At 70.5% G+C, this 22,438-nt stretch carries 25 protein-coding genes and 1 pseudogene; 9 read left to right on the forward strand and 17 right to left on the reverse strand.

Going from position 1 to position 22,438, the window contains the following annotated elements; translation table 11 throughout:
- Nucleotides 1-440 precede the first annotated feature (440 nt).
- Nucleotides 441-1,103: a DNA-3-methyladenine glycosylase gene (locus ABZS71_RS30515; protein ID WP_355856556.1), complete on the reverse strand. Its 663-nt coding sequence runs from the start codon at nucleotides 1,101-1,103 to the stop codon at nucleotides 441-443.
- Nucleotides 1,104-1,196: 93 nt separating this feature from the next.
- Here ABZS71_RS30515 and ABZS71_RS30520 point away from each other — a divergent pair, with 93 nt between their 5' ends.
- A complete protein-coding gene (locus ABZS71_RS30520) occupies nucleotides 1,197-1,469 on the forward strand; it encodes a hypothetical protein (protein ID WP_355856553.1) in 273 nt (90 codons plus the stop codon).
- Here the strand turns inward: ABZS71_RS30520 and ABZS71_RS30525 are convergent.
- Nucleotides 1,459-1,713: pseudogene (locus ABZS71_RS30525) on the reverse strand (DNA-3-methyladenine glycosylase); the annotation flags it as partial. The gene ABZS71_RS30520 and the pseudogene ABZS71_RS30525 sit on opposite strands and share 11 nt — an antisense overlap.
- Nucleotides 1,714-1,882: 169 nt before the next feature.
- Between ABZS71_RS30525 and ABZS71_RS30530 the strand changes: the two are divergent.
- Nucleotides 1,883-2,665, forward strand: coding sequence for a sporulation protein (locus tag ABZS71_RS30530; protein ID WP_356215219.1), 783 nt, complete (start codon nucleotides 1,883-1,885; stop codon nucleotides 2,663-2,665).
- Between the two features lie 72 nt (nucleotides 2,666-2,737).
- Here ABZS71_RS30530 and ABZS71_RS30535 read toward each other — a convergent pair whose 3' ends face one another.
- Entirely contained in the window at nucleotides 2,738-3,085 is a 348-nt protein-coding gene (locus tag ABZS71_RS30535; RefSeq protein WP_355856547.1) for a barstar family protein, read from the reverse strand.
- A gap of 88 nt (nucleotides 3,086-3,173) precedes the next feature.
- Here ABZS71_RS30535 and ABZS71_RS30540 point away from each other — a divergent pair, with 88 nt between their 5' ends.
- Both ABZS71_RS30540 and ABZS71_RS30545 read left to right on the forward strand, forming a co-directional pair.
- Nucleotides 3,174-3,713, forward strand: a complete 540-nt coding sequence (locus tag ABZS71_RS30540; RefSeq protein WP_355856544.1) for a YbhB/YbcL family Raf kinase inhibitor-like protein — start codon at nucleotides 3,174-3,176, stop codon at nucleotides 3,711-3,713.
- Between the two features lie 104 nt (nucleotides 3,714-3,817).
- Nucleotides 3,818-4,321: an HNH endonuclease gene (locus ABZS71_RS30545; RefSeq protein ID WP_356215221.1), complete on the forward strand. Its 504-nt coding sequence runs from the start codon at nucleotides 3,818-3,820 to the stop codon at nucleotides 4,319-4,321.
- Between the two features lie 48 nt (nucleotides 4,322-4,369).
- Here ABZS71_RS30545 and ABZS71_RS30550 read toward each other — a convergent pair whose 3' ends face one another.
- The 3 genes from ABZS71_RS30550 to ABZS71_RS30560 all read right to left on the reverse strand — a co-directional run bounded on the left by ABZS71_RS30550 (nucleotide 4,370) and on the right by ABZS71_RS30560 (nucleotide 6,764).
- The gene (locus ABZS71_RS30550; RefSeq protein ID WP_356215223.1) at nucleotides 4,370-5,326 is read right to left on the reverse strand and encodes an SPFH domain-containing protein; all 957 of its coding nucleotides are present in this window, start codon (nucleotides 5,324-5,326) and stop codon (nucleotides 4,370-4,372) included.
- Between the two features lie 138 nt (nucleotides 5,327-5,464).
- Nucleotides 5,465-5,890 carry an NfeD family protein gene (locus ABZS71_RS30555; protein WP_355856535.1) on the reverse strand — a complete coding sequence of 142 codons (426 nt, stop codon included), beginning with the start codon at nucleotides 5,888-5,890 and terminating at the stop codon, nucleotides 5,465-5,467.
- Nucleotides 5,891-5,972: 82 nt separating this feature from the next.
- Nucleotides 5,973-6,764: an ABC transporter ATP-binding protein gene (locus tag ABZS71_RS30560; protein ID WP_355856532.1), complete on the reverse strand. Its 792-nt coding sequence runs from the start codon at nucleotides 6,762-6,764 to the stop codon at nucleotides 5,973-5,975.
- 110 nt (nucleotides 6,765-6,874) lie between these two features.
- Here ABZS71_RS30560 and ABZS71_RS30565 point away from each other — a divergent pair, with 110 nt between their 5' ends.
- Complete coding sequence (locus ABZS71_RS30565) at nucleotides 6,875-7,678, forward strand: hypothetical protein (protein WP_355856529.1); 804 nt, start codon at nucleotides 6,875-6,877, stop codon at nucleotides 7,676-7,678.
- Nucleotides 7,679-7,776: 98 nt separating this feature from the next.
- On the opposite strand, the gene ABZS71_RS30570 is transcribed toward ABZS71_RS30565, so the two are convergent.
- From ABZS71_RS30570 to ABZS71_RS30580, 3 genes are all read right to left on the reverse strand, one after another.
- The gene (locus ABZS71_RS30570) at nucleotides 7,777-8,016 is read right to left on the reverse strand and encodes a chaplin (protein WP_355856526.1); all 240 of its coding nucleotides are present in this window, start codon (nucleotides 8,014-8,016) and stop codon (nucleotides 7,777-7,779) included.
- Between the two features lie 133 nt (nucleotides 8,017-8,149).
- The gene (locus ABZS71_RS30575; protein WP_355856587.1) at nucleotides 8,150-8,800 is read right to left on the reverse strand and encodes a response regulator transcription factor; all 651 of its coding nucleotides are present in this window, start codon (nucleotides 8,798-8,800) and stop codon (nucleotides 8,150-8,152) included.
- 43 nt (nucleotides 8,801-8,843) lie between these two features.
- Nucleotides 8,844-10,001 carry a GAF domain-containing sensor histidine kinase gene (locus tag ABZS71_RS30580; RefSeq protein ID WP_356215225.1) on the reverse strand — a complete coding sequence of 386 codons (1,158 nt, stop codon included), beginning with the start codon at nucleotides 9,999-10,001 and terminating at the stop codon, nucleotides 8,844-8,846.
- Between the two features lie 446 nt (nucleotides 10,002-10,447).
- Between ABZS71_RS30580 and ABZS71_RS30585 the strand changes: the two genes are divergently transcribed.
- Nucleotides 10,448-11,260, forward strand: a complete 813-nt coding sequence (locus ABZS71_RS30585) for a transglycosylase SLT domain-containing protein (protein ID WP_356215227.1) — start codon at nucleotides 10,448-10,450, stop codon at nucleotides 11,258-11,260.
- An 84-nt stretch (nucleotides 11,261-11,344) separates the two neighbouring features.
- Here the strand turns inward: ABZS71_RS30585 and ABZS71_RS30590 are convergent, their stop codons facing one another.
- Nucleotides 11,345-13,954, reverse strand: a complete 2,610-nt coding sequence (locus tag ABZS71_RS30590) for an FHA domain-containing protein (RefSeq protein ID WP_356215229.1) — start codon at nucleotides 13,952-13,954, stop codon at nucleotides 11,345-11,347.
- 222 nt (nucleotides 13,955-14,176) lie between these two features.
- On the opposite strand from ABZS71_RS30590, the gene ABZS71_RS30595 reads away from it, so the two are divergent.
- Both ABZS71_RS30595 and serB read left to right on the forward strand, forming a co-directional pair.
- On the forward strand, nucleotides 14,177-15,592 hold the full coding sequence (locus tag ABZS71_RS30595; protein WP_356215231.1) for a streptophobe family protein: 1,416 nt from the start codon (nucleotides 14,177-14,179) through the stop codon (nucleotides 15,590-15,592).
- A 78-nt stretch (nucleotides 15,593-15,670) separates the two neighbouring features.
- Entirely contained in the window at nucleotides 15,671-16,900 is a 1,230-nt protein-coding gene (gene serB, locus ABZS71_RS30600) for a phosphoserine phosphatase SerB (RefSeq protein WP_355856511.1), read from the forward strand.
- An 89-nt stretch (nucleotides 16,901-16,989) separates the two neighbouring features.
- Here serB and ABZS71_RS30605 read toward each other — a convergent pair whose 3' ends face one another.
- The 4 genes from ABZS71_RS30605 to ABZS71_RS30620 form a co-directional block, all read right to left on the reverse strand.
- Entirely contained in the window at nucleotides 16,990-17,508 is a 519-nt protein-coding gene (locus tag ABZS71_RS30605; RefSeq protein WP_355856508.1) for a histidine phosphatase family protein, read from the reverse strand.
- Between the two features lie 126 nt (nucleotides 17,509-17,634).
- On the reverse strand, nucleotides 17,635-17,850 hold the full coding sequence (locus ABZS71_RS30610) for a hypothetical protein (RefSeq protein WP_356215233.1): 216 nt from the start codon (nucleotides 17,848-17,850) through the stop codon (nucleotides 17,635-17,637).
- Nucleotides 17,851-18,005: 155 nt separating this feature from the next.
- A complete protein-coding gene (locus ABZS71_RS30615; RefSeq protein ID WP_355856502.1) occupies nucleotides 18,006-18,122 on the reverse strand; it encodes an SGM_5486 family transporter-associated protein in 117 nt (38 codons plus the stop codon).
- Nucleotides 18,123-18,183: 61 nt separating this feature from the next.
- Nucleotides 18,184-19,485 carry an MFS transporter gene (locus ABZS71_RS30620; RefSeq protein WP_356215235.1) on the reverse strand — a complete coding sequence of 434 codons (1,302 nt, stop codon included), beginning with the start codon at nucleotides 19,483-19,485 and terminating at the stop codon, nucleotides 18,184-18,186.
- Nucleotides 19,486-19,594: 109 nt separating this feature from the next.
- Here ABZS71_RS30620 and ABZS71_RS30625 point away from each other — a divergent pair, with 109 nt between their 5' ends.
- Nucleotides 19,595-20,269 (forward strand): FadR/GntR family transcriptional regulator, encoded by a 675-nt coding sequence (locus tag ABZS71_RS30625; RefSeq protein ID WP_355856496.1) that lies wholly within the window; start codon nucleotides 19,595-19,597, stop codon nucleotides 20,267-20,269.
- Nucleotides 20,270-20,325: 56 nt separating this feature from the next.
- Here ABZS71_RS30625 and ABZS71_RS30630 read toward each other — a convergent pair whose 3' ends face one another.
- The 3 genes from ABZS71_RS30630 to fabG all read right to left on the reverse strand — a co-directional run bounded on the left by ABZS71_RS30630 (nucleotide 20,326) and on the right by fabG (nucleotide 22,277).
- Nucleotides 20,326-20,649, reverse strand: coding sequence for a hypothetical protein (locus tag ABZS71_RS30630; RefSeq protein WP_356215237.1), 324 nt, complete (start codon nucleotides 20,647-20,649; stop codon nucleotides 20,326-20,328).
- Nucleotides 20,650-20,796: 147 nt separating this feature from the next.
- Nucleotides 20,797-21,567 (reverse strand): enoyl-ACP reductase FabI, encoded by a 771-nt coding sequence (fabI, locus tag ABZS71_RS30635; protein WP_356215239.1) that lies wholly within the window; start codon nucleotides 21,565-21,567, stop codon nucleotides 20,797-20,799.
- Nucleotides 21,568-21,572: 5 nt separating this feature from the next.
- A complete protein-coding gene (fabG, locus tag ABZS71_RS30640; protein WP_355856487.1) occupies nucleotides 21,573-22,277 on the reverse strand; it encodes a 3-oxoacyl-[acyl-carrier-protein] reductase in 705 nt (234 codons plus the stop codon).
- Nucleotides 22,278-22,438: the final 161 nt, after the last annotated feature.

The raw sequence follows: 22,438 nt of genomic DNA on the forward strand, positions 1-22,438 counted from the left end.
CCCGCAGCCCGCCCCAGCAGAATCCGCGAACTGTGCACCGCCCACGGCCTCGCAGCGGCCTGACCTCAACCAGCCGACTTCGCCAACGGAATCAGACCTACGCATTACGAGTGCACAGTGCCCAGGCCTCCACCTTCCACCACAGACCACGTCCTGCCTCACGGCAGTTGCAGAGCCGAGGGCGTAGAGCAACAGCGCCACGTCCCATCGATCTGAACCAGCCCAGAGGCGTCGCTCACCCCTCTGCTCTGGGACTTTTCAGGGACTTTCAACGCTGTCTGAGGGACTCCCGAGGGACTTTTCACCGCCTGCCGCGGCAAGCCCCCGAAAGACCGGAAAGAGCCTCCGACGCAGTTCAGAGGCCCTTTCCGAGGCAAAGCCGCAGGTAGCGGCAGACGAGTCGGGCTATACGCCGGGATCAGTCCGACATCCGAGCGTCCTCATCCCTCCAGCCCGTCCGGAGCCCCCGGCCCTCCCTCCTTGCGGCGTCGCGGCGTATGCCGCCGGTAGGGGCTGACCGTCGGTTCCTCTGCCGTCCAGAAGCGCCAGGGGACATCGTGAGCGCGGGAGATCCCGGTTCGAGGGCCGCTCATGATGCGGTCCGCCTGGACCGGGGCACCGCAGGCGATACGGACCCACGAGTGCGGGTCGCAGATGTCCGCGCCGTCGAGGGCTCGGGTGATGGCCAGTGCGTCGGCGAGCCGTCCGGGGCCCCTCGCGAGCTCCTTCTGGGAACGGGCGGCCGGGCGGCGCTCCGCAGCCGCGTCCTGGCCGACGATCACCTCTCCGGCTCGAACCAGGACCGCGTGCGACTCACCGTCCGTGCCGCAGACGAGATTAGCGGCGTGGTGCATCCCGTAGATCCAGTAGACGTAGAGATGACCGGGCGGACCGAACATCGAGGCGTTGCGGGGGGTCCGGCCCCGCCAGCCGTGGGAGGCCGGATCTTCCCCGCCCTCGTAGGCCTCGACCTCGGTGATACGCAAGGCCACCGTGACGCCGCCCTCCTGGGAGACGAGGACGCGGCCGAGGAGCTCCGGCGCGACGACGTGCGCGGGCCGGGAGAAGAACGAGCGAGGCAGAAGAGCGTCAGGATCGGGCATCGTCACATCATTTACCGGAGCTGACCCGCAGGGGCCTTACCTGAGATGATCATTTGCCGAGGGAGCACAGCCTGTCGGCCTGGAGGAACAGCCTTGGAACCGTCACTGCCGCGAGAGCCTGCGCACGTCCGGTACGCCCGGCATGCCGCCAAGCTGCACCAAGAGCAGGGAAGCGAGCCTGAGGTTCCGGCCGGGGCCAAGCGGATCACGCTCACGCCGAAGGTACAGAAGTACCTGCTCGCGCTCCTCGACGGGCGCACCGAACCGGAGGCGGACGCCTTGCGGCTTCTGCTGAACGCGAACAACGAGTCACCAACGGATGGAGAAAGCATATTCATGTTTCCGCATGGTGCTAACCGTAGGTGAAGTAGACATACGCATGACCCGGGGGGCCGAACATCACGGCGTTGCGCTCCGTGCGGCCCCGGTAGGCGTGGGAGCCGGGGTCGGCCGGGCCCGCGTACGCCTCGACCTCGGTCAGGCGCAATTCGATCGGTCCGTCCGGGGTACGGCGCACCAGGATGCGGCCGAGGAGATCGGGCGCGACGTCGAGGACGGGGCGGTCGAAGAACGCGCGGTCCAGCTGCGTACGGTCAGGTCCTGCTGTCACGCGGCCCGAGCGTAGTGGAACGGATATGAACCGGTGGTTGGAGTGGTACCGGTCCGCTGCCAGGGTAAGAGGCGACGGAACCGCCCACGGCTGTTTCGCGTTTCTAGGTGTCAACAGCGATCAACAAGCGATCGAGTCAAGACGCAGTCGCGTCCTTGAGAGGGAGAACATGGGCTTCAAGAAGCTGCTCGCGAGTCTGGGTGCCGGTGGCGCTTCGGTGGAGACGGTGCTGACCGAGGAGAACGTCGTCCCGGGCGGCATTGTGCAGGGCGAGGTCCGGATCCAGGGCGGCTCGGTCGCGCAGCAGATCGAGGGGATCTCCGTCGGCCTGCAGGCGCGGGTCGAGGTGGAGGGCAACGACCATGAGTACAAGCAGGACGTCGAGTTCACCAAGCAGCGGCTGGGCGGCGCGTTCGAGGTGCAGCCGGGTGCGGTGCACGCGGTCCAGTTCGGCCTGGAGATCCCGTGGGAGACCCCGGTCACCATGTTCCTGGGCCGTCATCTGTCCGGGATGAATGTGGGCGTGACGACGGAGCTGCAGATCGCGCGCGCGGTGGACTCGGGCGACCTGGACCCGGTCAATGTGCATCCGCTCCCCGCCCAGCAGGCGATTCTGGACGCCTTCGGCGCCCTAGGCTTCCGGTTCAAGAGCGCCGATCTGGAGCGCGGGCACATCCGCGGGACCCGGCAGCGGCTGCCCTTTTACCAGGAGATCGAGTTCCACGCGCCGCAGCAGTACCGCGGTCTCAACCAGGTGGAGCTGTCCTTCGTCGCGGATGACCGCGAGATGGATGTCGTCCTGGAGATGGACAAGAAGCCGGGGCTGTTCACCGAGGGCAGCGACACCTACCGCTCCTTCACGGTGAACCTGGCGTCCTTCCAGGACACCGACTGGGCCGCCTACTTGAACCAGTGGCTCGCCGAGGTCGGCGGCAAGCGCAACTGGTTCTGACGGTTCTGCAGCAGTGCCGCATTCCGCGTGGGGCGGGTGCCGAATGGGATTCGGCACCCGCCCCACGCGTCGTTATGCGTCGTCCTCGTCGTAGTGGACCGTCAGGGGCGTTCCGCGCGCCGACCAGTACGCGACGGCGTCGGCCAGGACGTCCGCGGCGATCGCGGCGGCCTCGGGCGCCGCCGCACGGAACGCCTCCCAGCCCCGGATGTGCAGCAGATAGCCGCCGGACTCGCCCCACCAGGACAGATCGATCAGACAGTCGGCCAGCGCGTCCCAGTTGTGGCCGAACCAGTCGGGCAGCTCCAGATCCCGGGCGCAGCGGTCGAGGAAGCCGGCCCGGTCCGACACTCCGTCGAGGCGCAGCGAGACGACGTGCCAGTCGGGGCCGGACGGGGCGGCGGGGTTCGGGCCGGTCATGGGCGCCATGGTGTCAGCCCGTCGTGCGCCGGTCTCGTTAGGCTGGCCGGGCAGCTGATCCACCGCGACCATGCAGGAGGTTTTCGACGTGTCCGAGCAGAACCGGCGCCCGCTGCCCCATGACTTCCATCCGCCGGTGCCGTCGTTCACGGTGGTGAGCGACGATGTGGAGCCGGGTGGCACCCTCGCGTCAGCCCAGGTGCATGCGGAGGGCAACACCTCTCCGCATCTGCGCTGGGAGGGCTTCCCGGACGGGACGAAGAGCTTCGCCGTCACATGCTTCGACCCGGACGCGCCGACGGGCAGCGGGTTCTGGCACTGGGTGCTGTTCGACATCCCGGCGACGGTCACCGAGCTGCCGGCCGGTGCGGGCAGCGGCGACTTCGCGGGGCTTCCTGAAGGCGCCGTGCATGTGCGCAACGACTACGGCACCCGTGACTTCGGCGGGGCCGCGCCGCCGCCCGGGGACGGTCCGCACCGCTATGTGTTCACGGTGTACGCGGTGGACTCGGAGAAGCTGGGCCCGGACGCCGAGGTGTCGCCCGCGGTGGTCGGCTTCAATCTGCGGTTCCACACGCTGGGGCGCGCCCAGCTGATCGGCGAGTACGAGGTGCCCGCCGCGGGCTGACGCCGCGAAATTACGTTGTCCTCGGCCGTGCTCCCGGCCAGAGTTGATCCCGGCCCGCCCGCGCCTGAGGCGGGCCGGGATACCGGGATGCGGGGGTGGTCGGGATGCGCGAGACGCTGGTTCTGAACGCGAGCTTCGAGCCGCTGGCGACGGTGGCGCTGCGGCGTGCCGTGGTGCTGGTCCTCCAGGACAAGGCCGTCGTCGAACACGCCCATCCGGGACTGCGGGTGCGGGCCGCCGATGTCGATCTGCCGGTGCCCCGGGTGATCCGGCTGTGCCGTTACGTACGGGTGCCGTTCCGACAACGTGCTCCCTGGTCGCGGCGCGGGGTGCTGGTCCGGGACCAGCACCGGTGCGCGTACTGCGGCCGCCGGGCGACGACCGTGGACCATGTGGTGCCGCGGTCGCGCGGGGGCGGGGACACCTGGCTGAACACGGTCGCCTCCTGCGCCGAGGACAACCACCGCAAGGCGGACCGGACTCCGGAGCAGGCTGGGATGCGCGTGCTCAAGGCGCCGTTCGAGCCGACGCCTTCGGATGCGCTGCTGCTGGCGCTGGGGGCGGCGGAGTGGGACGGGCTGCCGGAGTGGCTGGCACTGCCCGCCTGAGCCGGCCGGTCCGAGCCGGCTTCCTGGAGTCCGCTCCGCAGCCGTCGTTCAGTCGATCCTGGGCTGTTCGCGGCGCGGGGCGGGCTCCTTGCCGGTGGCGGCCGGGGTGCCGCCGCCGTTTCCGCCCGTCATCGGGCCGAAGTTGCCGAGGGCCCCGCCGAGGCCCTTGAGGGCGTCGCCGATCTCGCTGGGCACGATCCAGAGCTTGTTGGCGTCGCCCTCGGCGATCTTCGGCAGCATCTGCAGGTACTGGTACGAGAGCAGCTTCTGGTCCGGGTCTCCGGCGTGGATGGACTCGAAGACCGTACGGATCGCCTGGGCCTCGCCCTCGGCGCGCAGCGCGGCGGCCTTGGCGTCACCCTCGGCCCGGAGGATCGAGGACTGCTTCTCACCTTCGGCGCGCAGGATCTCGGACTGCCGGACACCCTCGGCCTGGAGGATCGCGGCGCGCTTGTCACGGTCGGCGCGCATCTGCTTCTCCATCGAGTCCTGGATGGAGGTCGGCGGCTCGATGGCCTTGAGCTCGACGCGGTTGACGCGGATGCCCCACTTGCCGGTGGCCTCGTCGAGGACGCCGCGCAGCGCGGCGTTGATCTCCTCGCGGGAGGTCAGGGTGCGCTCGAGGTCCATGCCACCGATGATGTTCCGCAGCGTGGTGACGGTCAGCTGCTCGATCGCCTGGATGTAGCTGGCGACTTCGTAGGTGGCGGCGCGGGCGTCGGTCACCTGGTAGTAGATGACGGTGTCGATGTTCACGACCAGGTTGTCCTGGGTGATCACCGGCTGCGGCGGGAACGGCACGACCTGCTCCCGGAGGTCGACTCGGTTGCGGATCGAGTCGATGAACGGGACGACGATGTTCAGGCCCGCGTTGAGGGTGCGCGTATAGCGTCCGAAGCGCTCCACGATGGCGGCACTGGCCTGCGGGATGACCTGGATCGTCTTGATCAGTGCGATGAAGACGAGCACCACCAGGATGATCAGGACGATGATGATCGGTTCCACAGCGGCTCCCCGTGCCCTTCATGCGGCGATTCTGGATGGTCGGGATGATCAGATCTGGCGGTTCCCGGAGCTGGAGTCTGTCAGATCCGCGGTCGAGTCCGCAGCTCAACCGGGCTCGCTCAGCTCCTCGTACGGCGTCTACATGACGACGGCTGTCGCACCGTCGATCTCCACCACGTCGACCTGCCGGCCCGGCTCGTACGCCTGGTCGGGGTCGAGCGAGCGTGCCGACCAGACCTCGCCGGCGAGTTTGATCCGGCCTGCGCCGCTGTGGTCGACGCGCTCGAGCACTACCGCCTGGCGGCCCTTCAGGGCGTCCACGCCGCTGCGCAGTTCGGGCTGCTGACGGCGGCTGCGGACCGCCATCGGCCGGACGACGGCGACCAGTGCGACCGAGACCGCGCAGAAGACGACGACCTGGAGCACGACGCCGCCGCCGAGCGCATCGGTGATGGCACCGGCGACCGCGCCGACCGCGACCATGCCGAATTCGGGCATCGCGGTCAGCACCAGCGGAATGCCCAGTCCTACGGCGGCGATGAGCCACCACACCCATGGATCCACATGGTCATGGTAGTTGCCGGGGTCCGCCGGGGACAGGGCACAGATCAATTGCCGGTGGCACGACCGGCGCAGGGGGCGGACGTCAGCCGAGTGGCAGGCCCTGGGCGGTCCAGCGGCCGCCGTTGTGCTCGACGATCAGCGGGAGTCCGAAGCAACGGGAGAGGTTACGGGAGGTCAGCTCGGTCTCGACGGGGCCGGCGGTGAGCACCTTGCCCTGGCGGATCATCAGAACGTGGGTGAACCCCGGGGGGATTTCCTCGACATGATGTGTCACCATGATCATCGAGGGGGCGTACGGGTCGCGGGCGAGCCGTCCGAGGCGGCGTACGAGGTCCTCCCGGCCGCCGAGGTCGAGTCCGGCCGCGGGCTCGTCGAGGAGCAGCAGTTCGGGGTCGGTCATCATCGCGCGGGCGATCAGGGTGCGCTTGCGCTCGCCTTCGGAGAGGGTGCCGAACTTGCGGTCGACGTACTCGGTCATGCCGAGGCGGTCGAGGAAGGCGCGGGCGCGGTTCTCGTCGACCGCGTCGTAGTTCTCCTGCCAGTGCGCGGTCATGCCGTACGCGGCGGTGAGGACCGTCTGCAGGACGGTCTGGGCGCGCGGCAGCTTCTCGGCCATGGCGATGCCGGCCATGCCGATGCGCGGGCGCAGCTCGAAGACATCGACGGCGCCGAGCCGCTCGCCGAGGATGCTGGCGGTTCCGGTGCTCGGGTAGAGGTAGCTGGAGGCGAGGTTGAGGAGGGTGGTCTTGCCGGCACCGTTGGGGCCGAGGATCACCCAGCGCTCCCCCTCCTTGATCGACCAGGAGACCTCGTCCACCAGAGCCCGACCGTCGCGGACTACGGATACGTCCACCAGCTCCAGAACCTCGCTCATGAGCGCGTTGTCTCCCATTGCAGTCTCGAGTGTCGCGTGCGCCTGTGGGCGCAGCCCCCAGAGGAAAACCTACGCCACGCGTTGTCGGTGCCAGTCCTTAGGCTGGTGCCATGCTCGATGAACCACGTTCAGGGCGCCTCGCGTCCTGGGGAAATGCCCTTCTTGCCGGACTTGTCTCTCCGGATGAGGCCGCGCTCCGCATCGCGGGTGAGGACGCCTCGCACCGGGTGGCCGGGCTTCCGGGGGAGTCCGGGCCGGTCGGTCTCACGCTGGCGCTCGGGCGGCTGCGGGCGCTCGGGGCCAAGGGGCTGCGGGTGGCGCTGCCGATAGCGGGGCACCCGCTGGGGCTGAGCGGTCCCCCGGAGTTCAACGCGCGGGCGCTCGACGCGGGCGAGGCGGTGATCGGGACGGGGGTCGCGCTCGGTCTGGTGCCCGGGGTGTCCGCGGTGGGGCCGGACGGTGATCAGCACATCGAGGTGGTGTGGCACTGTCTGGCGGTGCGGGAGGCGCCGCCCGCCGATGTGCCGTCGCTGAGCGAGGCGGAGCGGGAGCTGGCCGAGGCGCTGCGGGAGGCCACCGAGGTGCTGTCACGGCTGAATGTGGCCGGGGCGGGCCCGGTCGCGCAGGCGGCGCTGGAGGCATACCGGGCGCGGGCCGAGAGAGGGCGGGAGGTGCTCGCGCCGGGCTATCCGCCGCGGGCCATCCGGGTGCTGGAGCTGGCGCAGCGGGTGGGTGCGCTGATCGGTATCGCGTATGCGGCGGGCGGGGACGGCCTGGAGCACGGCGCGGCGGTGAGCGCCTCGGAGATCGCGGCGCGGGCCGAGGCGCTGCGGCCGGTGGAGCGCACCTCGCGGCGGGCGCAGGTGGCGGCCTACAACGCGTATGTAGAGGAGCGGGAGCGGGGCGGGTCCTGACCCCCGGGGGCACGGCTGGCGGGGCCGGAACCGGGGCCGGCCCCGGAGGCGGTGCCTCCGGGGCCGGCTGGTGAGGGGTCGCGTAGGGAGGGGAATGCTCAGTTGCTGCCGCAGGGAGTGCCAAGGGCCGGGTTCATCAGTCCGATGACGGTCACGGTGTTGCCGCATACGTTCACCGGCACATGGACGGGCGCCTGAACGTTGTTGCCCGACACGATCCCCGGGGACATCATGGCGCCGCCGTCGGCCTGGGACTGGGCCGAGGCAACTCCGGCACCGGTGACGGCGAGGCCACCGGCCGCGATCGTGATGGCCGCGAGCTTCTTGATGTTCTTCACTTCTCAAAACCCTTCATAGCGCGTCGCTGCGACGGACCGCCGCAGTACGCCGTGAAGAACGGTCCGGGGCGGGGCGAGTTGCGCTGTTCGGGTGACCAACACACGTTGGTGTGATTTCCCGCAGAAACGCTGTTCAGGCCCCAATCCCATGCCGTACTGCCCAGAGCGCGGCCTGGGTGCGGTCGGCGAGATCCAGTTTCATCAGGATGTTGGAGACATGCGTCTTGACCGTCTTCTCGGACAGCACGAGCGCGCGGGCGATCTCCCGGTTGGACCGGCCGTCCGCGATCAGCGCGAGCACCTCGCGCTCCCGCTCGGTGAGGGAGCCGCCGCGCCCCTGGCCGCCGCCCGACTCCTCCTGGGAGAGCAGCGCGAGGGCCACCTCGGGCTGGAGCAGCACATGCCCGGCGTGGACGGACCGGATGGCGCCCGCGAGGGCCTCGGGGTCCACGTCCTTGTAGACATAGCCCGCGGCGCCCGCGCGCAGGGCCGGGACGACGGTGCGCTTCTCGGTGAAGCTGGTGACGACCAGCACCCGGGCGGGGTTGTCGAGGTCGCGCAGTTTCCGCAGCGCCTCGATGCCGTCGACGCCGGGCATCTTCACATCCATGAGAACGACGTCGGGGCGCAGCTCCTCGGCGCGAGCGATGCCCTCCTCGCCGTCCGACGCCTCGCCGACCACGTCGATGTCGTCCTGCACCTCCAGGAAGGTGCGCAGTCCGCGCCGTACCACCTGGTGGTCATCGACGAGCAGCACCCTGATCGCCCGCCCGTCTCCCACCACCGCCCTTCGGTCGAAGCGCTTCGCGCTGCTCGTGCCCTCTTGGTCAGCCACCGGGCACCTCCATCTCGATCACGGCGCCCTTTCCGGGCGCCGACTCCACGGTCAGGCTCCCGCCGACGCCGCTCGCCCGGTCGCGCATCGACACCAGTCCGAGGTGGCGTCCGGCGCGCCGTACGGCCGAGGGGTCGAATCCGCCGCCGTCATCGGCCACGCGCAGCCGCGCGCCGTGGCCGTACCGGCTGAGCGTGACGTCGACCTGTCCCGCGTCGGCGTGGCGCAGCGCGTTGTGCAGGGCCTCCTGGGCCACCCGCAGCAGCGCCTCCTCCTGGGCCGCGGGCAGCGCCCGGACGCCGTGGGAGGCGAAGGTGACGCGGGCGGAGTGGGCGCGGTCGAGGACCTGCACCTGGGTGCGCAGGGTCGCCACGAGGCCGTCCTCGTCGAGGGCGGCCGGGCGCAGCTCCACGACGGCGGAGCGCAGCTCGTCGGCCGCCTCGGCGGCGAGGACCGCTATCCGGTGCAGCTCGTCCTTGGCGCGGACCGGGTCGCGGTCCACGAGGGCCGCGGCGGCCTGGGTGGTCAGTCGCAGCGAGAAGAGCTTCTGGGAGACCGCGTCGTGCAGCTCATGGGCGAGTCTGGCCCGCTCCCCCGCGATGGTGAGCTCGCGGCTGCGCTCGTAGAGGCGTGCGTTGGTGAGGGCGATGGCGGCGTGCTGGGCCAGGATGGACAGCAGCTCCTCGTCCTCGGCGGTGAAGCCGCAGCCGCCGTCCGGCTTGGGGCATCGCTTATTGGCGAGGAAGAGGGCGCCGAGGACTTCATCGCCGTCGGCAATAGGAAGTCCAATAAAGTCGGACATATCCGGGTGAGCCGTCGGCCAGCCCTCGAAGCGCGGATCCTGGCGTACATCGGCCAGCCGCTGCGGGGTGGCGTCCTTGAGCATCGCGGCGAGGATCCCGTGCTGGCGGGGCAGCGGACCGATGGCCTTCCACTGCTCATCACTCACCCCGCCTACTACGAACTGGGCGAAGCCCCCGTGATCGTCCGGAACCCCCAGGGCCGCGTACTCCGCATTGAGCAACTCCCGGGCGGACACAACGATCGTCTTTAGGACATCTCGGACTTCCAGATGCCTACTCATGGCAAGGAGGGCACTGCTCACCCAGGCCAGCCCCGCCCCGGCCCCACCGCCCGGTCCTTTGGTCATGCGCTCACCGTACCGGCGGGGCCACCGGGGGCCATATCGGCCGGTCGGAGGCCATCCATGAGGACCTGGGACCTAGGACGAACGGTGCACACGAAGCGGCCGAAGGGGCTGCCACGGAGGGCGAAAAAGAGAACACCCTGTGTATTTGCGCAGGCACACATCGCAATACAAGAGGCTCCGCGATGTGAGCCCGAACACAGGACGCAAATCACTTACGAACGAAGTTAGTGGATGCTTTAAAGCGGCGTGAGCGGGGGTTACGTCCGCTCGCACAGGCAAGGCGGGTCTCCTTATCCACTAAGCAGCATCGTATGTCACGCCTTTGCCACAACATTTTGCGACAGCTAAGAATTTCCCCGTCGCACGGCGCCGTAGATCCAGAAGCGGCGCACCAGGCGCCGAGATTGGCCTGCGACTCAAAGCGATTGGAAGAGGTCTACTCCGCCATGCCCCTCCCCAGCATCCCCGGCTACAGCCGTCTGACCAAGGCGCACAAGTACTCCGCCGCAGGCATAGCCGCCGCCGGCGCCGCCGCCCTCGCCTTCGCCGTCGTCCCCGGCGGCAACACCGACGCCAAGACCACGGCCCAGGAGCTGCCGACCAAGTCGGTCTCGCAGCAGGTCGACAGCAAGGCCCAGCACGAGAGCCTGGTCAAGCAGTCCACCCTCGCCAGCAAGCAGGCGAAGGACGAGGCCACGAAGAAGAAGGCCGAAGAGGCCGCCAAGAAGAAGGCCGCCGAAGAGAGGGCCGCCAAGGAGCGCGACGTCAAGAAGGTCGCGAGCCGGTCCAGCGCCCGCGTCCAGGAGGTCGCCGCCGTAAAGCCTGCCGCCCCGGCCAAGCCTGCCGCCCCCGCGAAGCCCGCGGCCCCCGCCAAGCCTGCGGCCCCGGCCAAGCCCGCCGCCCCCGCCAAGCCTGCCGCCCCGGCCAAGAAGACCTACCCGGACAACCTTGACGGCTGGATCCGGGAGTCCCTGGACATCATGAAGCAGAAGGGCATTCCGGGCAGCTACGAGGGCATCCACCGGAACATCATCCGTGAGTCCGGCGGTAACCCGAGGGCCATCAACAACTGGGACATCAACGCCCAGAACGGTGTGCCCTCCAAGGGTCTGCTCCAGGTCATCGCCCCGACCTTCCAGGCGTACCACGTCGACGGCACCTCGTGGGACCCCTACGACCCGGTCGCGAACATCACCGCCGCGTGCAACTACGCGGCCGACCGCTACGGCTCGATGGACAACGTCAACGGCCCGTACTGAGCCGGACGCCTGAACGCCGAAGGGCGGCGGCACCCCCTGTGTGCGAGGGGTGCCGCCGCCCTTCGGGGCTTTCCGGGGGCGCCGCTACTTGCGCATGACCTCCGGCTCATGGCGGCGCAGCAGCCGCGCGACCGCGAAGCCGCAGGCGATGCCGAGGACGATCAGCACGACCATGTCGATGCCCCACTGGGACGTGGTGTGTTCCCACAGCGGGTCGGTGTCGAAGGGCTTCTTGCTGTCCCACGGCGCCATCATGTGGCCGGCCCCGGGACCGAGGTCGAGCGTGGTCCCGGCCGCGCCGACCGCCCAGCGGGACGGCATCAGCCAGGCGAACTGCTCGACGCCGGGCGAGTCGAAGATCTTGAACAGCACACCGGTGAAGACGACCTGGATGATCGCGAACATGACCAGCAGCGGCATGGTCTTCTCCGCGGTCTTCACCAGCGAGGAGATGACCAGGCCGAACATCATCGAGGTGAAGCCGATCGCCATGACGGCCAGGCAGATCTCGGCGGCCGGCGGCATCAGCAGGCCCTCTTCGGGCAGCTTGCGCGTCGAGAGGCCGATGGCACAGATGATGACGCCCTGCAGAGCGGTGATCATGCCGAGCACGATCACCTTGGACATCAGATACGCGGAGCGGGACAGGCCGACGGCCCGTTCCCGTTCGTAGATCACCCGTTCCTTGATCAGTTCTCGTACGGAGTTGGCCGCGCCCGTGAAGCACATGCCGACCATCAGGATCAGCAGAATCGTCCCCGCGGCCTGGTTGAACGAGCCCTTCGGCGCCAGCTGGAGCCCGAACTTCGCGGGGATGACGACGCTCACCGAACCGAGCACGGCCGGCAGGATCACCATCAGCCCCATGAAGCCCTTGTCGGAGGCGATCACCGACACATAGCGGCGCATCAGCGTCCACAGCTGGGAGCCCCAGCTCTGCTGCTTCTGCATCCGCGCCGGCGGCGGCTGGACATGGACGGACTGCGGGGCGACGGAGTCGAGGTCCGCGGCGTACATCTGGTAGTGCTGCGAACCGCGCCAGCGGCCCGCCCAGTCGTAGTCGCGGTAGTTCTCGAAGGCCGAGAAGACATCCGCCCAGGTGTCGTACCCGAAGAAGTTGAGCGCCTCGTCCGGCGGGCCGAAGTAGGCCACCGAGCCGCCCGGCGCCATGACCAGCAGCTTGTCGCACAGCGCCAGCTCGGCGACCGAGTGGGTGACCACCAGGACGGTACGGCCGTCGTCGGCGAGGCCGCGCAGCAGCTGCATGACATCGCGGTCCATGCCCGGGTCGAGACCGGAGGTCGGCTCGTCCAGGAAGATCAGCGACGGCTTGGTGAGCAGCTCCAGCGCGACGGAGACGCGCTTGCGCTGACCGCCGGACAGGGCGGTGACCTTCTTGTCCCGGTGGATGTCGAGCTTGAGCTCGCCCAGCACCTCGTCGATCCGCGCCTCGCGCTCGGCCTCCGCGGTGTCACCGGGGAAGCGGAGCTTGGCGGCGTACCGCAGTGCCTTCTGGACGGTCAGTTCCTTGTGCAAGATGTCGTCCTGGGGCACCAGACCGATGCGCTGGCGCAGCTCGGCGAACTGCTTGTAGAGGTTCCGGTTGTCGTAGAGGACATCGCCCTGGTTGGCGGGGCGGTAGCCGGTGAGCGCCTTCAGCAGCGTGGACTTACCGGAGCCGGACGGGCCGATGACCGCGACGAGGGACTTCTCGGGGACGCCGAAGGAGACGTCCTTGAGGATCTGCTTGCCGCCGTCGACCGTCACCGTCAGATGGCGGGCCGAGAAGGAGACCTCACCGGTGTCGACGAACTCCTCAAGGCGGTCCCCGACGAGCCGGAAGGTGGAGTGGCCGACGCCGACGGTGTCGGTCGGGCCGATGATCTGCTGCCGGACCGGCTGACCGTTGACGTAGGTGCCGTTGTGGCTGCCGAGGTCGCGTATCTCGAAGCGGCCGTCGGGCAGCGCCCGGAACTCCGCGTGGTGGCGGGAGACCTGGAGGTCGGAGACGACCAGCTCGTTCTCCAGCGCACGACCGATCCGCATCACCCGGCCGACGGCCACCTGGTGGAAGGTGGTCGGGCTGCGGTCGCCCTGGCCGGGCGCGGCACCGACGGGGCCGGTGGGGCCTGTGCCGGAGACCTTCTGCGCGGGGCTCTCCTGCGGGGCCTGGTGCGGGGACGCCTGCTGCTGCGGGATGAACGGCTGCTGCTGATGCGGGGCCTGCGGCTGCTGCTGCCGGCCCTGGGGCTGCGGCTGCCGGCCCTGCTGCGGCCAGCCCGCGCCGGGCTGCTGCTGGGCCGGGGGCTGCTGGGCCTGCTGGGGCACGCCCATCGCCGACTGCTGGCCGTAGGCGGTCCCCGCCCCCGCCCCGGCCCCGGCCCCGGCCCCGGCCCCGGAGAGGCTCAGCCGGGGGCCGTCCGTCGCGTTGCCCAGACGGACGGCCGCACCAGGGCCGATTTCCATCTGTTGGACGCGCTGGCCCTGCACATAGGTGCCGTTGGTGGAACCGTGATCCTCGATGATCCAACTGCGCCCGCCCCACCGCACCGTGGCATGCCGCCAGGAGACTCTGGCGTCATCCAGCACCATGTCACCCTGCGGGTCCCGGCCAAGGCTGTACGACCTGGAAGGATCAAGTGTCCAGGTCTGTCCGTTCAATTCCAGTACGAGTTCCGGCACTCCATGCCCCACTAGTTGTCCCCCGAGCTATCCCCTGCACAGGGAGTCTAGGGATGGCGAACATCGTGAGGAACTATTTCAGGCTCAGTCCCTTAACCGGAAGTCGGGTTTTGACAAGACCGCATCTCGGACACCGCCACTCATCCGAAAGGCCCTCGGAAAGTGGTAAGCGCTGACGGATAGTGCGGATCATGGTTTATCCGGGCAACTCGCTTCGATCGGGGGGTCGACGGCATGGGCACGAGCGGCGGCGGGCGAATGCCCTGGGGGCATGTGCTGCTCACCGCCGTCGCCACGGTGAGCTGGGCCTTTCTGGCCATGGCGGGCATCGCCGCGCTCGGGCTGCGTCTGATCGGCGCCGACGGGGCCGGTGCGCTCGGCCCGATGACCGCCGCCGCGACGGTGCTTGCGGTGGGCGGTTCCGTCACTCCGTCAGGAGATATCGAGACCTTCGGGCTGAAGGGCGCCGAGGCCCATACCGCCATCGATATCACGCCACTTGGGGTAAGCCTGGTCGGCGCACTGCTGCTCGGATGGCTGTTTCTGCGGTCCCTGCGGGCGGCGGGGACGGTGATCGGCTGGGCCGAACTCGCGGCGCGTGCGGGCGCGGTGATCGTCCTCTTTCTGCTGCTGCTCGCCGGGCTCACCTGGGCGGGCAACGATACGGTCACGATCAACGGTGCCACGCTCGGTCTCGGCAAGCCCCACGGCGAGGGCGGGCTGCTGGACCGGCTCCCCGATCAGCTCGGCGATATCGCGGACATCGGCGGCGGGCTGCTGCCGGACCGGCTGGCCGAGCTCGTCGACGCCAAGGCGTCCGTGGGCTTCACCGTCGCGGCGGGCCGCTCGCTGCCGGCCGGCGCGGTCTGGATCACCGCCGTACTGCTGCTCGCGCTGCTCGCCTCGCGCCGTACGCCGCTGCCGCCCGGCGGGGAGGCACTGCACCGCACCGTCCGGCCGGCCGTCTCGGCGCTGTGCGGGGCGCTGGTGCTCGCGGTCGGTGCCGGGCTGGCGGCGGCGGTGTACGCGGCGGTCGGCGACGACCATCCGAGGCTGGTGCTCGGCGCGGCGCTGCTCGGCGCGCCGAACGGGGTGTGGCTCGGGATACCGCTCGGCCTGTTCGTGCCGTGGCACGGGACCGCGAGCGGCGCGCTGGCCCATGTGCTGCCCGATCCCGTCGACGATCTGCTCTCCGGACCGGCCGGGACGACGCTCACGGTCGGGCGGCTTGCCGAACTCGACAGCCGGGTATGGCTGCTCGTGGTCGCGAGCGTGCTGATGATGCTCGCCGCCGGGGTGCTCACCGCGGCCCGTACGCCCGTGGGGGCCGACCGGCCGCTCGGCTACGCGGGGCGGTGCGCCCTGCGGCTCGGCGTCGTGACCGCGCTCGCGCTGCCGCTGCTGGTGTGGCTGACCCGGGTGTCGGCGGGCGCGAGCCTGTCGGTCCTCGGCTTCGACGCCTTCGGCGCCGGGCTCGAGCTGCACGGCAGCGTGCCGTGGGCGCTGGCGCTGGGCGCGGTGTGGGGAGCGGCGGCGGGCGCCGTGGGGGCGCTGACGGCATGGGCCACGGGGGCCGCGGGCCGGCGGGCCGCGCCCCTCGCCCGCCGGGACGACGGGCGTGACGGTGACGCGGCGGCGACCCGGAAATGAACGTTCCGCCTCGGGCGGCCGTCCACGGGGCGGGCTGCCGCGCGCGCCGCGGGGACGTCCGGATACGGTGGGAAGACCATGAGCACCTCGCAGATCCCTCCTGCCGCCGTCCCGGACGACGATGCACCCACTCTCCTTGTCAAGATCTTCGGCAAGGACCGCCCCGGTATCACCGCCGGGCTCTGCGACACCCTCGCCGCCTACGGCGTGGACATAGTCGACATAGAGCAGGTCGTCACCCGCGGCCGCATCGTGCTGTGCGTGCTGGTGACCGCCCCCACGGCCGGCGGCGGCGAGGGCGATCTACGGGCCACCGTGCACAGCTGGGCCGAGTCGATGCGGCTCCAGGCCGAGATCATCTCCGGCCGGGGCGACAACCGGCCGCGCGGTACGGGCCGGTCGCATGTCACCGTGCTGGGCAATCCGCTGACCGCCGAGGCGACGGCCGCCATCGCGTCCCGTATCACGGGCACCGGCGGCAATATCGACCGGATCTTCCGGCTCGCCAAGTACCCGGTGACGGCCGTGGACTTCGAGGTGTCCGGCGCCGCGACGGAGCGGCTGCGCACCGCGCTCGCCACCGAGGCCGCCGACATCGGCGTCGATGTGGCCGTGGTGGCGTCGGGGCTGCAGCGCCGGGCGCAGCGGCTGGTGGTCATGGATGTGGACTCCACCCTGATCCAGGACGAGGTGATCGAGCTCTTCGCCGCGCACGCGGGGTGTGAGGCCGAGGTCGCCGAGGTCACGGCGCGGGCGATGCGCGGTGAGCTGGACTTCGAGCAGTCGCTGCACGCGCGGGTCGCGCTGCTGGCGGGGATCGACGAGTCCGTGGTGGACAAGGTGCGCGCCGAAGTACGGCTCACGCCCGGCGCCCGTACGCTGATCCGCACCCTCAAGCGGCTGGGCTACCAGGTGGGCGTGGTCTCCGGCGGCTTCACCCAGGTCACCGACGATCTCAAGGAGCGGCTCGGGCTGGACTTCGCCTCCGCCAACACCCTGGAGGTCGTGGACGGCAAGCTGACCGGGCGCGTGGTCGGCGAGGTGGTGGACCGGGCGGGCAAGGCGCGGCTGCTGCGGCGCTTCGCGGCCGAGGCGGGGGTGCCGCTGATGCAGACGATCGCGATCGGCGACGGTGCGAACGACCTGGACATGCTGAACGCGGCCGGGCTCGGGGTCGCCTTCAACGCCAAGCCGGTGGTGCGGGAGGCGGCGCATACCGCGGTGAATGTGCCCTTCCTCGACACGGTGCTGTATCTGCTGGGCGTGACCCGCGAAGAGGTCGAAGCGGCGGACGCGCACGAGGACTGACCAGCCCGAGGACCAGCCGGCCCGAGGACCGACCGGGCGCGCACCGCCCCCCGGTCCGCGGCGGCGGGGCGGGGGCCGGTGCGCCGGGATCACTCGTGGGGCGCCCAGAAGGCGGTGAGGCGTCCGACCCCGTGCTCGACGGACTTCCAGGAGCCGCTGAAGGTCACGACGGCGAACCCGGAGGTGGGGAACCCGCTGCGGTTCATCCGCTCGCGGGTGCCCTCCTCGGCCTCGTTCGCGAGGGCGTCGGCGAGGGCGTGCATCCCGGGGTTGTGGCCGACGAGCAGCAGATCGGTGATGTCGTCCGAGGTCTCGTTCAGCACCGCGAGCAGCTCGCCGAGCGAGGCGTCGTACAGCCGCTCCTCGTAGACGGTCTTCGGGCGGTGCGGCAGCTCGTGCACCGCGAGCTTCCAGGTTTCGCGGGTACGCACGGCCGTGGAGCAGAGGGTCAGTTCGGGGGTGAGACCGGCTTCCGCGAGCCGGCGCCCGGCGATCAGGGCGTCCTTGCGGCCACGCTCCGCGAGCGGGCGCTCATGGTCTGGCACCTGGGGCCAGTCGGCCTTGGCGTGTCGAAGAAGGACAATCCTGCGGGGCACATCGACGCTCATGCGTCCCAGCTTCGCATGAATCAGTGGGCGAGGCGCAGGGTGTTGGAACGACCTCACCAAAGGTGAGCACACCTGACGTGCGGTGCACGAGACCGCCCCATGGTCGCAGGTCACCGCCGCGACGGGTCAGGGCGCCGCGTGGCCGAGCGCCTGGTGCACCAGCCCCAGGAAGTGCGGGAGCGCCCCGGAGCCGCTCGCCGCATGGGCCTCGGTGGGCCCGGCGAGCAGGAGCAGCAGCGCCGCGAAGGCGAGGGCCGGGAGCGCGATGGCCCACCACGGCAGCCTGATCTCCATGCTGCTGTCCGCCGGGTGGGCGGGCCTGGTGTGGGGAGCGGCGGGCATGGGGATCGCCTCCGGGGTCGCCGTCTGTCGGATGCTTCGACAGTACGGAGCGGGCGGGGCGGCTCCCATCCGGTGATCCACCCAGTTACCCCTGACCCTGGCCCCCTAAGGGATGGTGGTGCCAGCCCCACCCCCGCGGTCGTCAGGCATGGTCGTCAGGGCGAGGCGAGGGTGGCGATCACGGCGATGACCGCGGTGATGCCGATCATCACACCGAAGATGATGAGGAGCTTCTTCTGACCGTTCGGGGGGTTCTCATCGAGCACGGGCATGGCAACAGTGTCCCACCCTCCGACGGCTCCCCCGCCCCGGGGCGGCGGGTGTCCGCAGGGGTCAGATCTCGTCCTCGAGCGTGCGGTCGCGCCCGGCCAGGACGCCCGCCAGGATCTGCGGCACCATGAGCCCGGCCATCAGCGCGAGGGGCCGGCCCCAGCCGCCGCTGTGCTGGTAGAGGGTGCCGACCAGGAGCGGGCCCGGGATGGACAGCAGATAGCCGGTGCTCTGCGCGAAGGCGGACAGCCGCACCACGCCCGCGCCGGTCCTCGCCCGCAGGCCGATCATCGTGAGGGCGAGTGGGAAGGCGCAGTTGGAGACGCCGAGGAGTACGGCCCAGGCCCAGGAGCCGGCGGCCGGGGCCAGCCACAGCCCGGCGTAGCCGGTGAGCCCGAAGACGCCGAGGATCACCGCCAGCACGCCCTGGTTGCGCAGCCCGGCGGCGATCCGGGGCAGGACGAAGGCCAGCGGCACGCCCATCGCCATGGTGATCGCGAGCAGCACACCGGCGGTGGAGGCGGAGACCCCCGCGTCGCGGAAGATCTGCGGCATCCAGCCCATGGTGATGTACGCGGCGGTGGACTGGAGGCCGAAGAAGACGGCCATGGCCCAAGCGGTGGGGCTGCGGGTGATCCGGGCCGCGCGCCCGGCGGGCCCGTTCTCCGGGGCGTGGGCGGCCGTGGTCTCCGGTACGGGGGCGGCCGGCTCCGGGCGGTGCGTACGGTCGCGGGCGAGGAACAGCCACGGCAGCGCGGCGACGGCGGCGAGCAGCGCCCACATCCCGAGCCCGGCCCGCCAGCTGCCGCCCAGCGCGTCGGTCATCGGCACGGTGGCCGCGGCGGCGGACGCGGTGCCGAGCGACAGGCCCATCGAGTACAGGCCGGTCATCGAGCCCACCCGGTCGGGGAACGAGCGCTTGACGATCACCGGCATGAGGATGTTGCTCACGGCGATCCCGGCCAGCGCGAGCGCGCTGGCGCCCAGGAAGGCGGCGGTCCCGCCCGCGAAGGGGCGCAGCGCCAGGCCCGTCGCGATGGCGGCGAGACCGGCGCAGACGACGGCGCCGGGCCCCCAGCGGCGGGCGAGCCGGGGCGCGGTGACCCCGAAGAGCCCGAAGCACGCGGCGGGCATCGAGGTGAGCAGCCCGGCGACGGTGCCGCTCATGCGGAGGCCGCCGCGTACCTCCTCCAGCAGCGGGCCGAGGCTGGTGACGGCGGGGCGGAGGTTGAGGGCGGCGAGCAGAAGACCGACCACCATGACGCGGCCGCGCCATGGCGAGGCCGCGCGGCGCGGTTCGGGTTCCCGGGTCGAGGGGGCCTCGGTGTCGAGCGTCGCGAGGTCGTCGTGGGGTGGCATGGACATCATCATAGAATGATGGGATGAATGGGTGTCCAGGGGTTTGTCACCGCCCGGTGACAGGCGGACGGCATCATGGGAGCCCCCGTATCCCCGGCCCAGGCACAGGAGAGTCATGCCGCTGACCTCACCCCGGCGCTCCGCCCTCGCCGACCAGGTGATCGCCCAGCTGCGCGCCCAGATCACCTCGGGCGAGTGGCCGGTGGGCTCGCGCATTCCGACCGAGCCCGAGTTGGTCGAGCAGCTGGGGGTGGCGCGCAACACCGTGCGCGAGGCGGTGCGCGCGCTCGCGCACAACGGCCTGCTGGACATCCGGCAGGGCTCGGGCACCTATGTGCTGGCCACCAGCGAGCTGGCCGGGGTGATGCACCGCCGCTTCGCGGGCGCCGACCCCCGCCATGTGGCCGAGCTGCGCAGCGCCCTGGAGACGAAGGCGGCCCAGCTGGCCGCGGAGCGCCGTACCGAACAGGACCTCAAGCAGCTCGACGCCCAGCTCGACCGGCGCGAACGCGCCTGGGAGTCCGGCGACCGGGAGGCCTTCGTCGAGGCGGACGCGACGCTGCACATGGCGGTCGTGGCCGCCTCCCACAACGAGGTGCTGGCGGAGCTGTACGCGGATCTGGGGGCGGTCGTACGGGACTTCCTGCGTGCGGACGTCTCCGGTGACATGCGGCCCGAGACCCATATGGACCACGCCCGGCTGGTGGAGGCGATCCGGGAGCGGGACGGGGAGCGGGCGGCGGCCGAGGCGAGCACCCACCCCTTCGGCTGCCGCTTCGCCGACCGCTGAGACCCGCGCGCGGGCCGCACGCTCAGCGGTGGCTCAGGCTCAGCGGTGGCTCAGGCTCAGCGGTGGCTCACCCAGGCCTTCCGTATCTCCTTCCAGCAGCGCTCGGCGAGCTGAACGTGCTGGGCGGGGCCGACCTCGACCGGGCGGGCGTCCATGTCCGGGTCCCACCAGCGCGCGCATTCGACATGCAGCTGCACCCGGTCGGCGCGAGGGTAGGGGTTGAAGCAGCTGGCGGTGGCGTGCGAGCCGCGCACCCGGGTGCTGCAGGCCGCCTCGCGGTGCCGGGGCCGCTCCTGAGCGACGGAGCTGGAGGCGGCGATGACAAGGCCGGCCATGGCGACGATCAGTACTGCGGACGCGACGCGCCGGGTCGTACGCATGGCGGGACCTCCTCGGCCGTGCTGTCGCTCCGCGAGTCGGTTCGTCGTACGTACTCCACCCTGCGTGGCGCGCCACCCGTGCGCCCGTCCTGTTGGCCCGAATGGGCTCATCAGGACGGGCGCACGTCACGCGTCACGGGTGTGGGCTCAGGCGCCCATCATGTGCACGCCACCGTCGACATGCACGATCTCGCCGGTGGTGCGCGGGAACCAGTCGGACAGCAGGGCGACGACGCCACGGCCGGCCGGCTCCGGGTCGGTCAGGTCCCAGCCGATCGGGGCGCGGTGGTTCCACACGTCCGCCAGCTCCTCGAAGCCCGGGATGGACTTGGCGGCCATGGACTTGATGGGCCCGGCCGAGACCAGGTTGCAGCGCACGTTCCTCTCACCCAGGTCGCGGGCGAGGTAGCGGGAGGTCGACTCCAGCGCGGCCTTGGCGACACCCATCCAGTCGTACTTCGGCCAGGCGAACTGCGCGTCGAAGGTCAGCCCCACGATCGAGCCGCCCCGCGGCATGACCGGCAGACAGGCCATGGTGAGCGCCTTGAGGGAGTACGCCGAGACATGCACGGCCGTGCCGACGTCCTCCCAGCTGCCCTCCAGGAAGTTGAACGCGCCCTGCGGGCCGAAGGCGATCGAGTGCACGACACCGTCGAGGTCGACACCCTCCCCCAGGTGCTCGCGCACCTTGTCGGCCAGCCCGTCCAGCTGCTCCTGGTTCTGCACGTCCAGCTCGATGACCGGCGCGGGCTTGGGCAGCCGCTTGGCGATCCGCTGGACCAGGGAGACCCGGCCGAACCCGGTGAGGATGACCTCGGCGCCCTCTTCCTGGGCGAGCCTGGCGGCGTGGAAGGCGATGGACGACTCGGTGATGACGCCCGTGACCAGGATGCGCTTACCGGCGAGAATTCCACTCATGACGTTCAGTGACCCATGCCCAATCCGCCGTCGACAGGGATGACGGCTCCAGTGATGTACGCGGCCTCGTCGGAGGCCAGGAAGCGGACCGAGGCGGCGATCTCCTCGGGCTGCGCGTAACGCGCGAGCGGTACCTGCTTCACGATGTTCTCGCGCTGCTCGTCGCTGAGCGCGCGCGTCATGTCCGTGTCGACGAATCCGGGCGCGACCACATTGACGGTGATGTTGCGCGAGCCCAGCTCACGGGCGAGGGAGCGGGCGAAGCCCACCAGGCCCGCCTTGGACGCGGCGTAGTTCGCCTGGCCGGCGGAGCCCATGAGGCCGACGACGGACGAGATCAGGACCACCCGCCCCTTACGGGCTCGCAGCATGCCCCGGTTGGCCCGCTTGACCATGCGGAACGTACCGGTGAGGTTGGTGTCGAGGACGGTCGTGAAATCCTCCTCCGACATCCGCATCAGCAGCTGGTCACGGGTGACCCCGGCGTTGGCCACCAGGACCTCGACCGTGCCGTGCTTCTCCTCGATCTCCTTGTACGCCTGCTCGACCTGCTCGGGCTCGGTGATGTCGCACTTCACCGCGAGGAAGCCGGCGGGCGGCTCACCGGACCGGTAGGTGATGGCGACCTTGTCGCCTGCGTCGGCGAAGGCACGGGCGATAGCGAGGCCGATGCCGCGGTTGCCTCCGGTGACGAGAACCGAGCGGCTCAAGGGACCACCTTCTCTGTTGGAACTTATGGAACGCCTCTTGACATACGCAAACTATCGGGCCGGAGGTCCGTACGGGGACCCCGGGCCCCACAGGGGCGCCTCGGGCACGCTGTGGGATTCCTACAGAATCGCACGGGGCCCGGCGCCCCGGCCCGGGGTTC

It is taken from the genome of Streptomyces sp. NPDC005393, from assembly GCF_040606675.1.
GTDB lineage: Bacteria > Actinomycetota > Actinomycetes > Streptomycetales > Streptomycetaceae > Streptomyces.

What these genes read in the sequence shown, in the direction of transcription:
- ABZS71_RS30515 (WP_355856556.1), bottom strand. Translation starts at nt 1,103, where the DNA reads ATGCCCGATCCTGACGCTCTTCTGCCTCGCTCGTTCTTCTCCCGGCCC.
- ABZS71_RS30530 (WP_356215219.1), top strand. Translation starts at nt 1,883, where the DNA reads ATGGGCTTCAAGAAGCTGCTCGCGAGTCTGGGTGCCGGTGGCGCTTCG.
- ABZS71_RS30535 (WP_355856547.1), bottom strand. Translation starts at nt 3,085, where the DNA reads ATGACCGGCCCGAACCCCGCCGCCCCGTCCGGCCCCGACTGGCACGTC.
- ABZS71_RS30545 (WP_356215221.1), top strand. Translation starts at nt 3,818, where the DNA reads ATGCGCGAGACGCTGGTTCTGAACGCGAGCTTCGAGCCGCTGGCGACG.
- ABZS71_RS30560 (WP_355856532.1), bottom strand. Translation starts at nt 6,764, where the DNA reads ATGAGCGAGGTTCTGGAGCTGGTGGACGTATCCGTAGTCCGCGACGGT.
- ABZS71_RS30565 (WP_355856529.1), top strand. Translation starts at nt 6,875, where the DNA reads ATGCTCGATGAACCACGTTCAGGGCGCCTCGCGTCCTGGGGAAATGCC.
- ABZS71_RS30580 (WP_356215225.1), bottom strand. Translation starts at nt 10,001, where the DNA reads ATGACCAAAGGACCGGGCGGTGGGGCCGGGGCGGGGCTGGCCTGGGTG.
- ABZS71_RS30585 (WP_356215227.1), top strand. Translation starts at nt 10,448, where the DNA reads ATGCCCCTCCCCAGCATCCCCGGCTACAGCCGTCTGACCAAGGCGCAC.
- ABZS71_RS30595 (WP_356215231.1), top strand. Translation starts at nt 14,177, where the DNA reads ATGGGCACGAGCGGCGGCGGGCGAATGCCCTGGGGGCATGTGCTGCTC.
- serB (WP_355856511.1), top strand. Translation starts at nt 15,671, where the DNA reads ATGAGCACCTCGCAGATCCCTCCTGCCGCCGTCCCGGACGACGATGCA.
- ABZS71_RS30605 (WP_355856508.1), bottom strand. Translation starts at nt 17,508, where the DNA reads ATGAGCGTCGATGTGCCCCGCAGGATTGTCCTTCTTCGACACGCCAAG.
- ABZS71_RS30610 (WP_356215233.1), bottom strand. Translation starts at nt 17,850, where the DNA reads ATGCCCGCCGCTCCCCACACCAGGCCCGCCCACCCGGCGGACAGCAGC.
- ABZS71_RS30615 (WP_355856502.1), bottom strand. Translation starts at nt 18,122, where the DNA reads ATGCCCGTGCTCGATGAGAACCCCCCGAACGGTCAGAAGAAGCTCCTC.
- ABZS71_RS30620 (WP_356215235.1), bottom strand. Translation starts at nt 19,485, where the DNA reads ATGTCCATGCCACCCCACGACGACCTCGCGACGCTCGACACCGAGGCC.
- ABZS71_RS30625 (WP_355856496.1), top strand. Translation starts at nt 19,595, where the DNA reads ATGCCGCTGACCTCACCCCGGCGCTCCGCCCTCGCCGACCAGGTGATC.
- ABZS71_RS30630 (WP_356215237.1), bottom strand. Translation starts at nt 20,649, where the DNA reads ATGCGTACGACCCGGCGCGTCGCGTCCGCAGTACTGATCGTCGCCATG.
- fabI (WP_356215239.1), bottom strand. Translation starts at nt 21,567, where the DNA reads ATGAGTGGAATTCTCGCCGGTAAGCGCATCCTGGTCACGGGCGTCATC.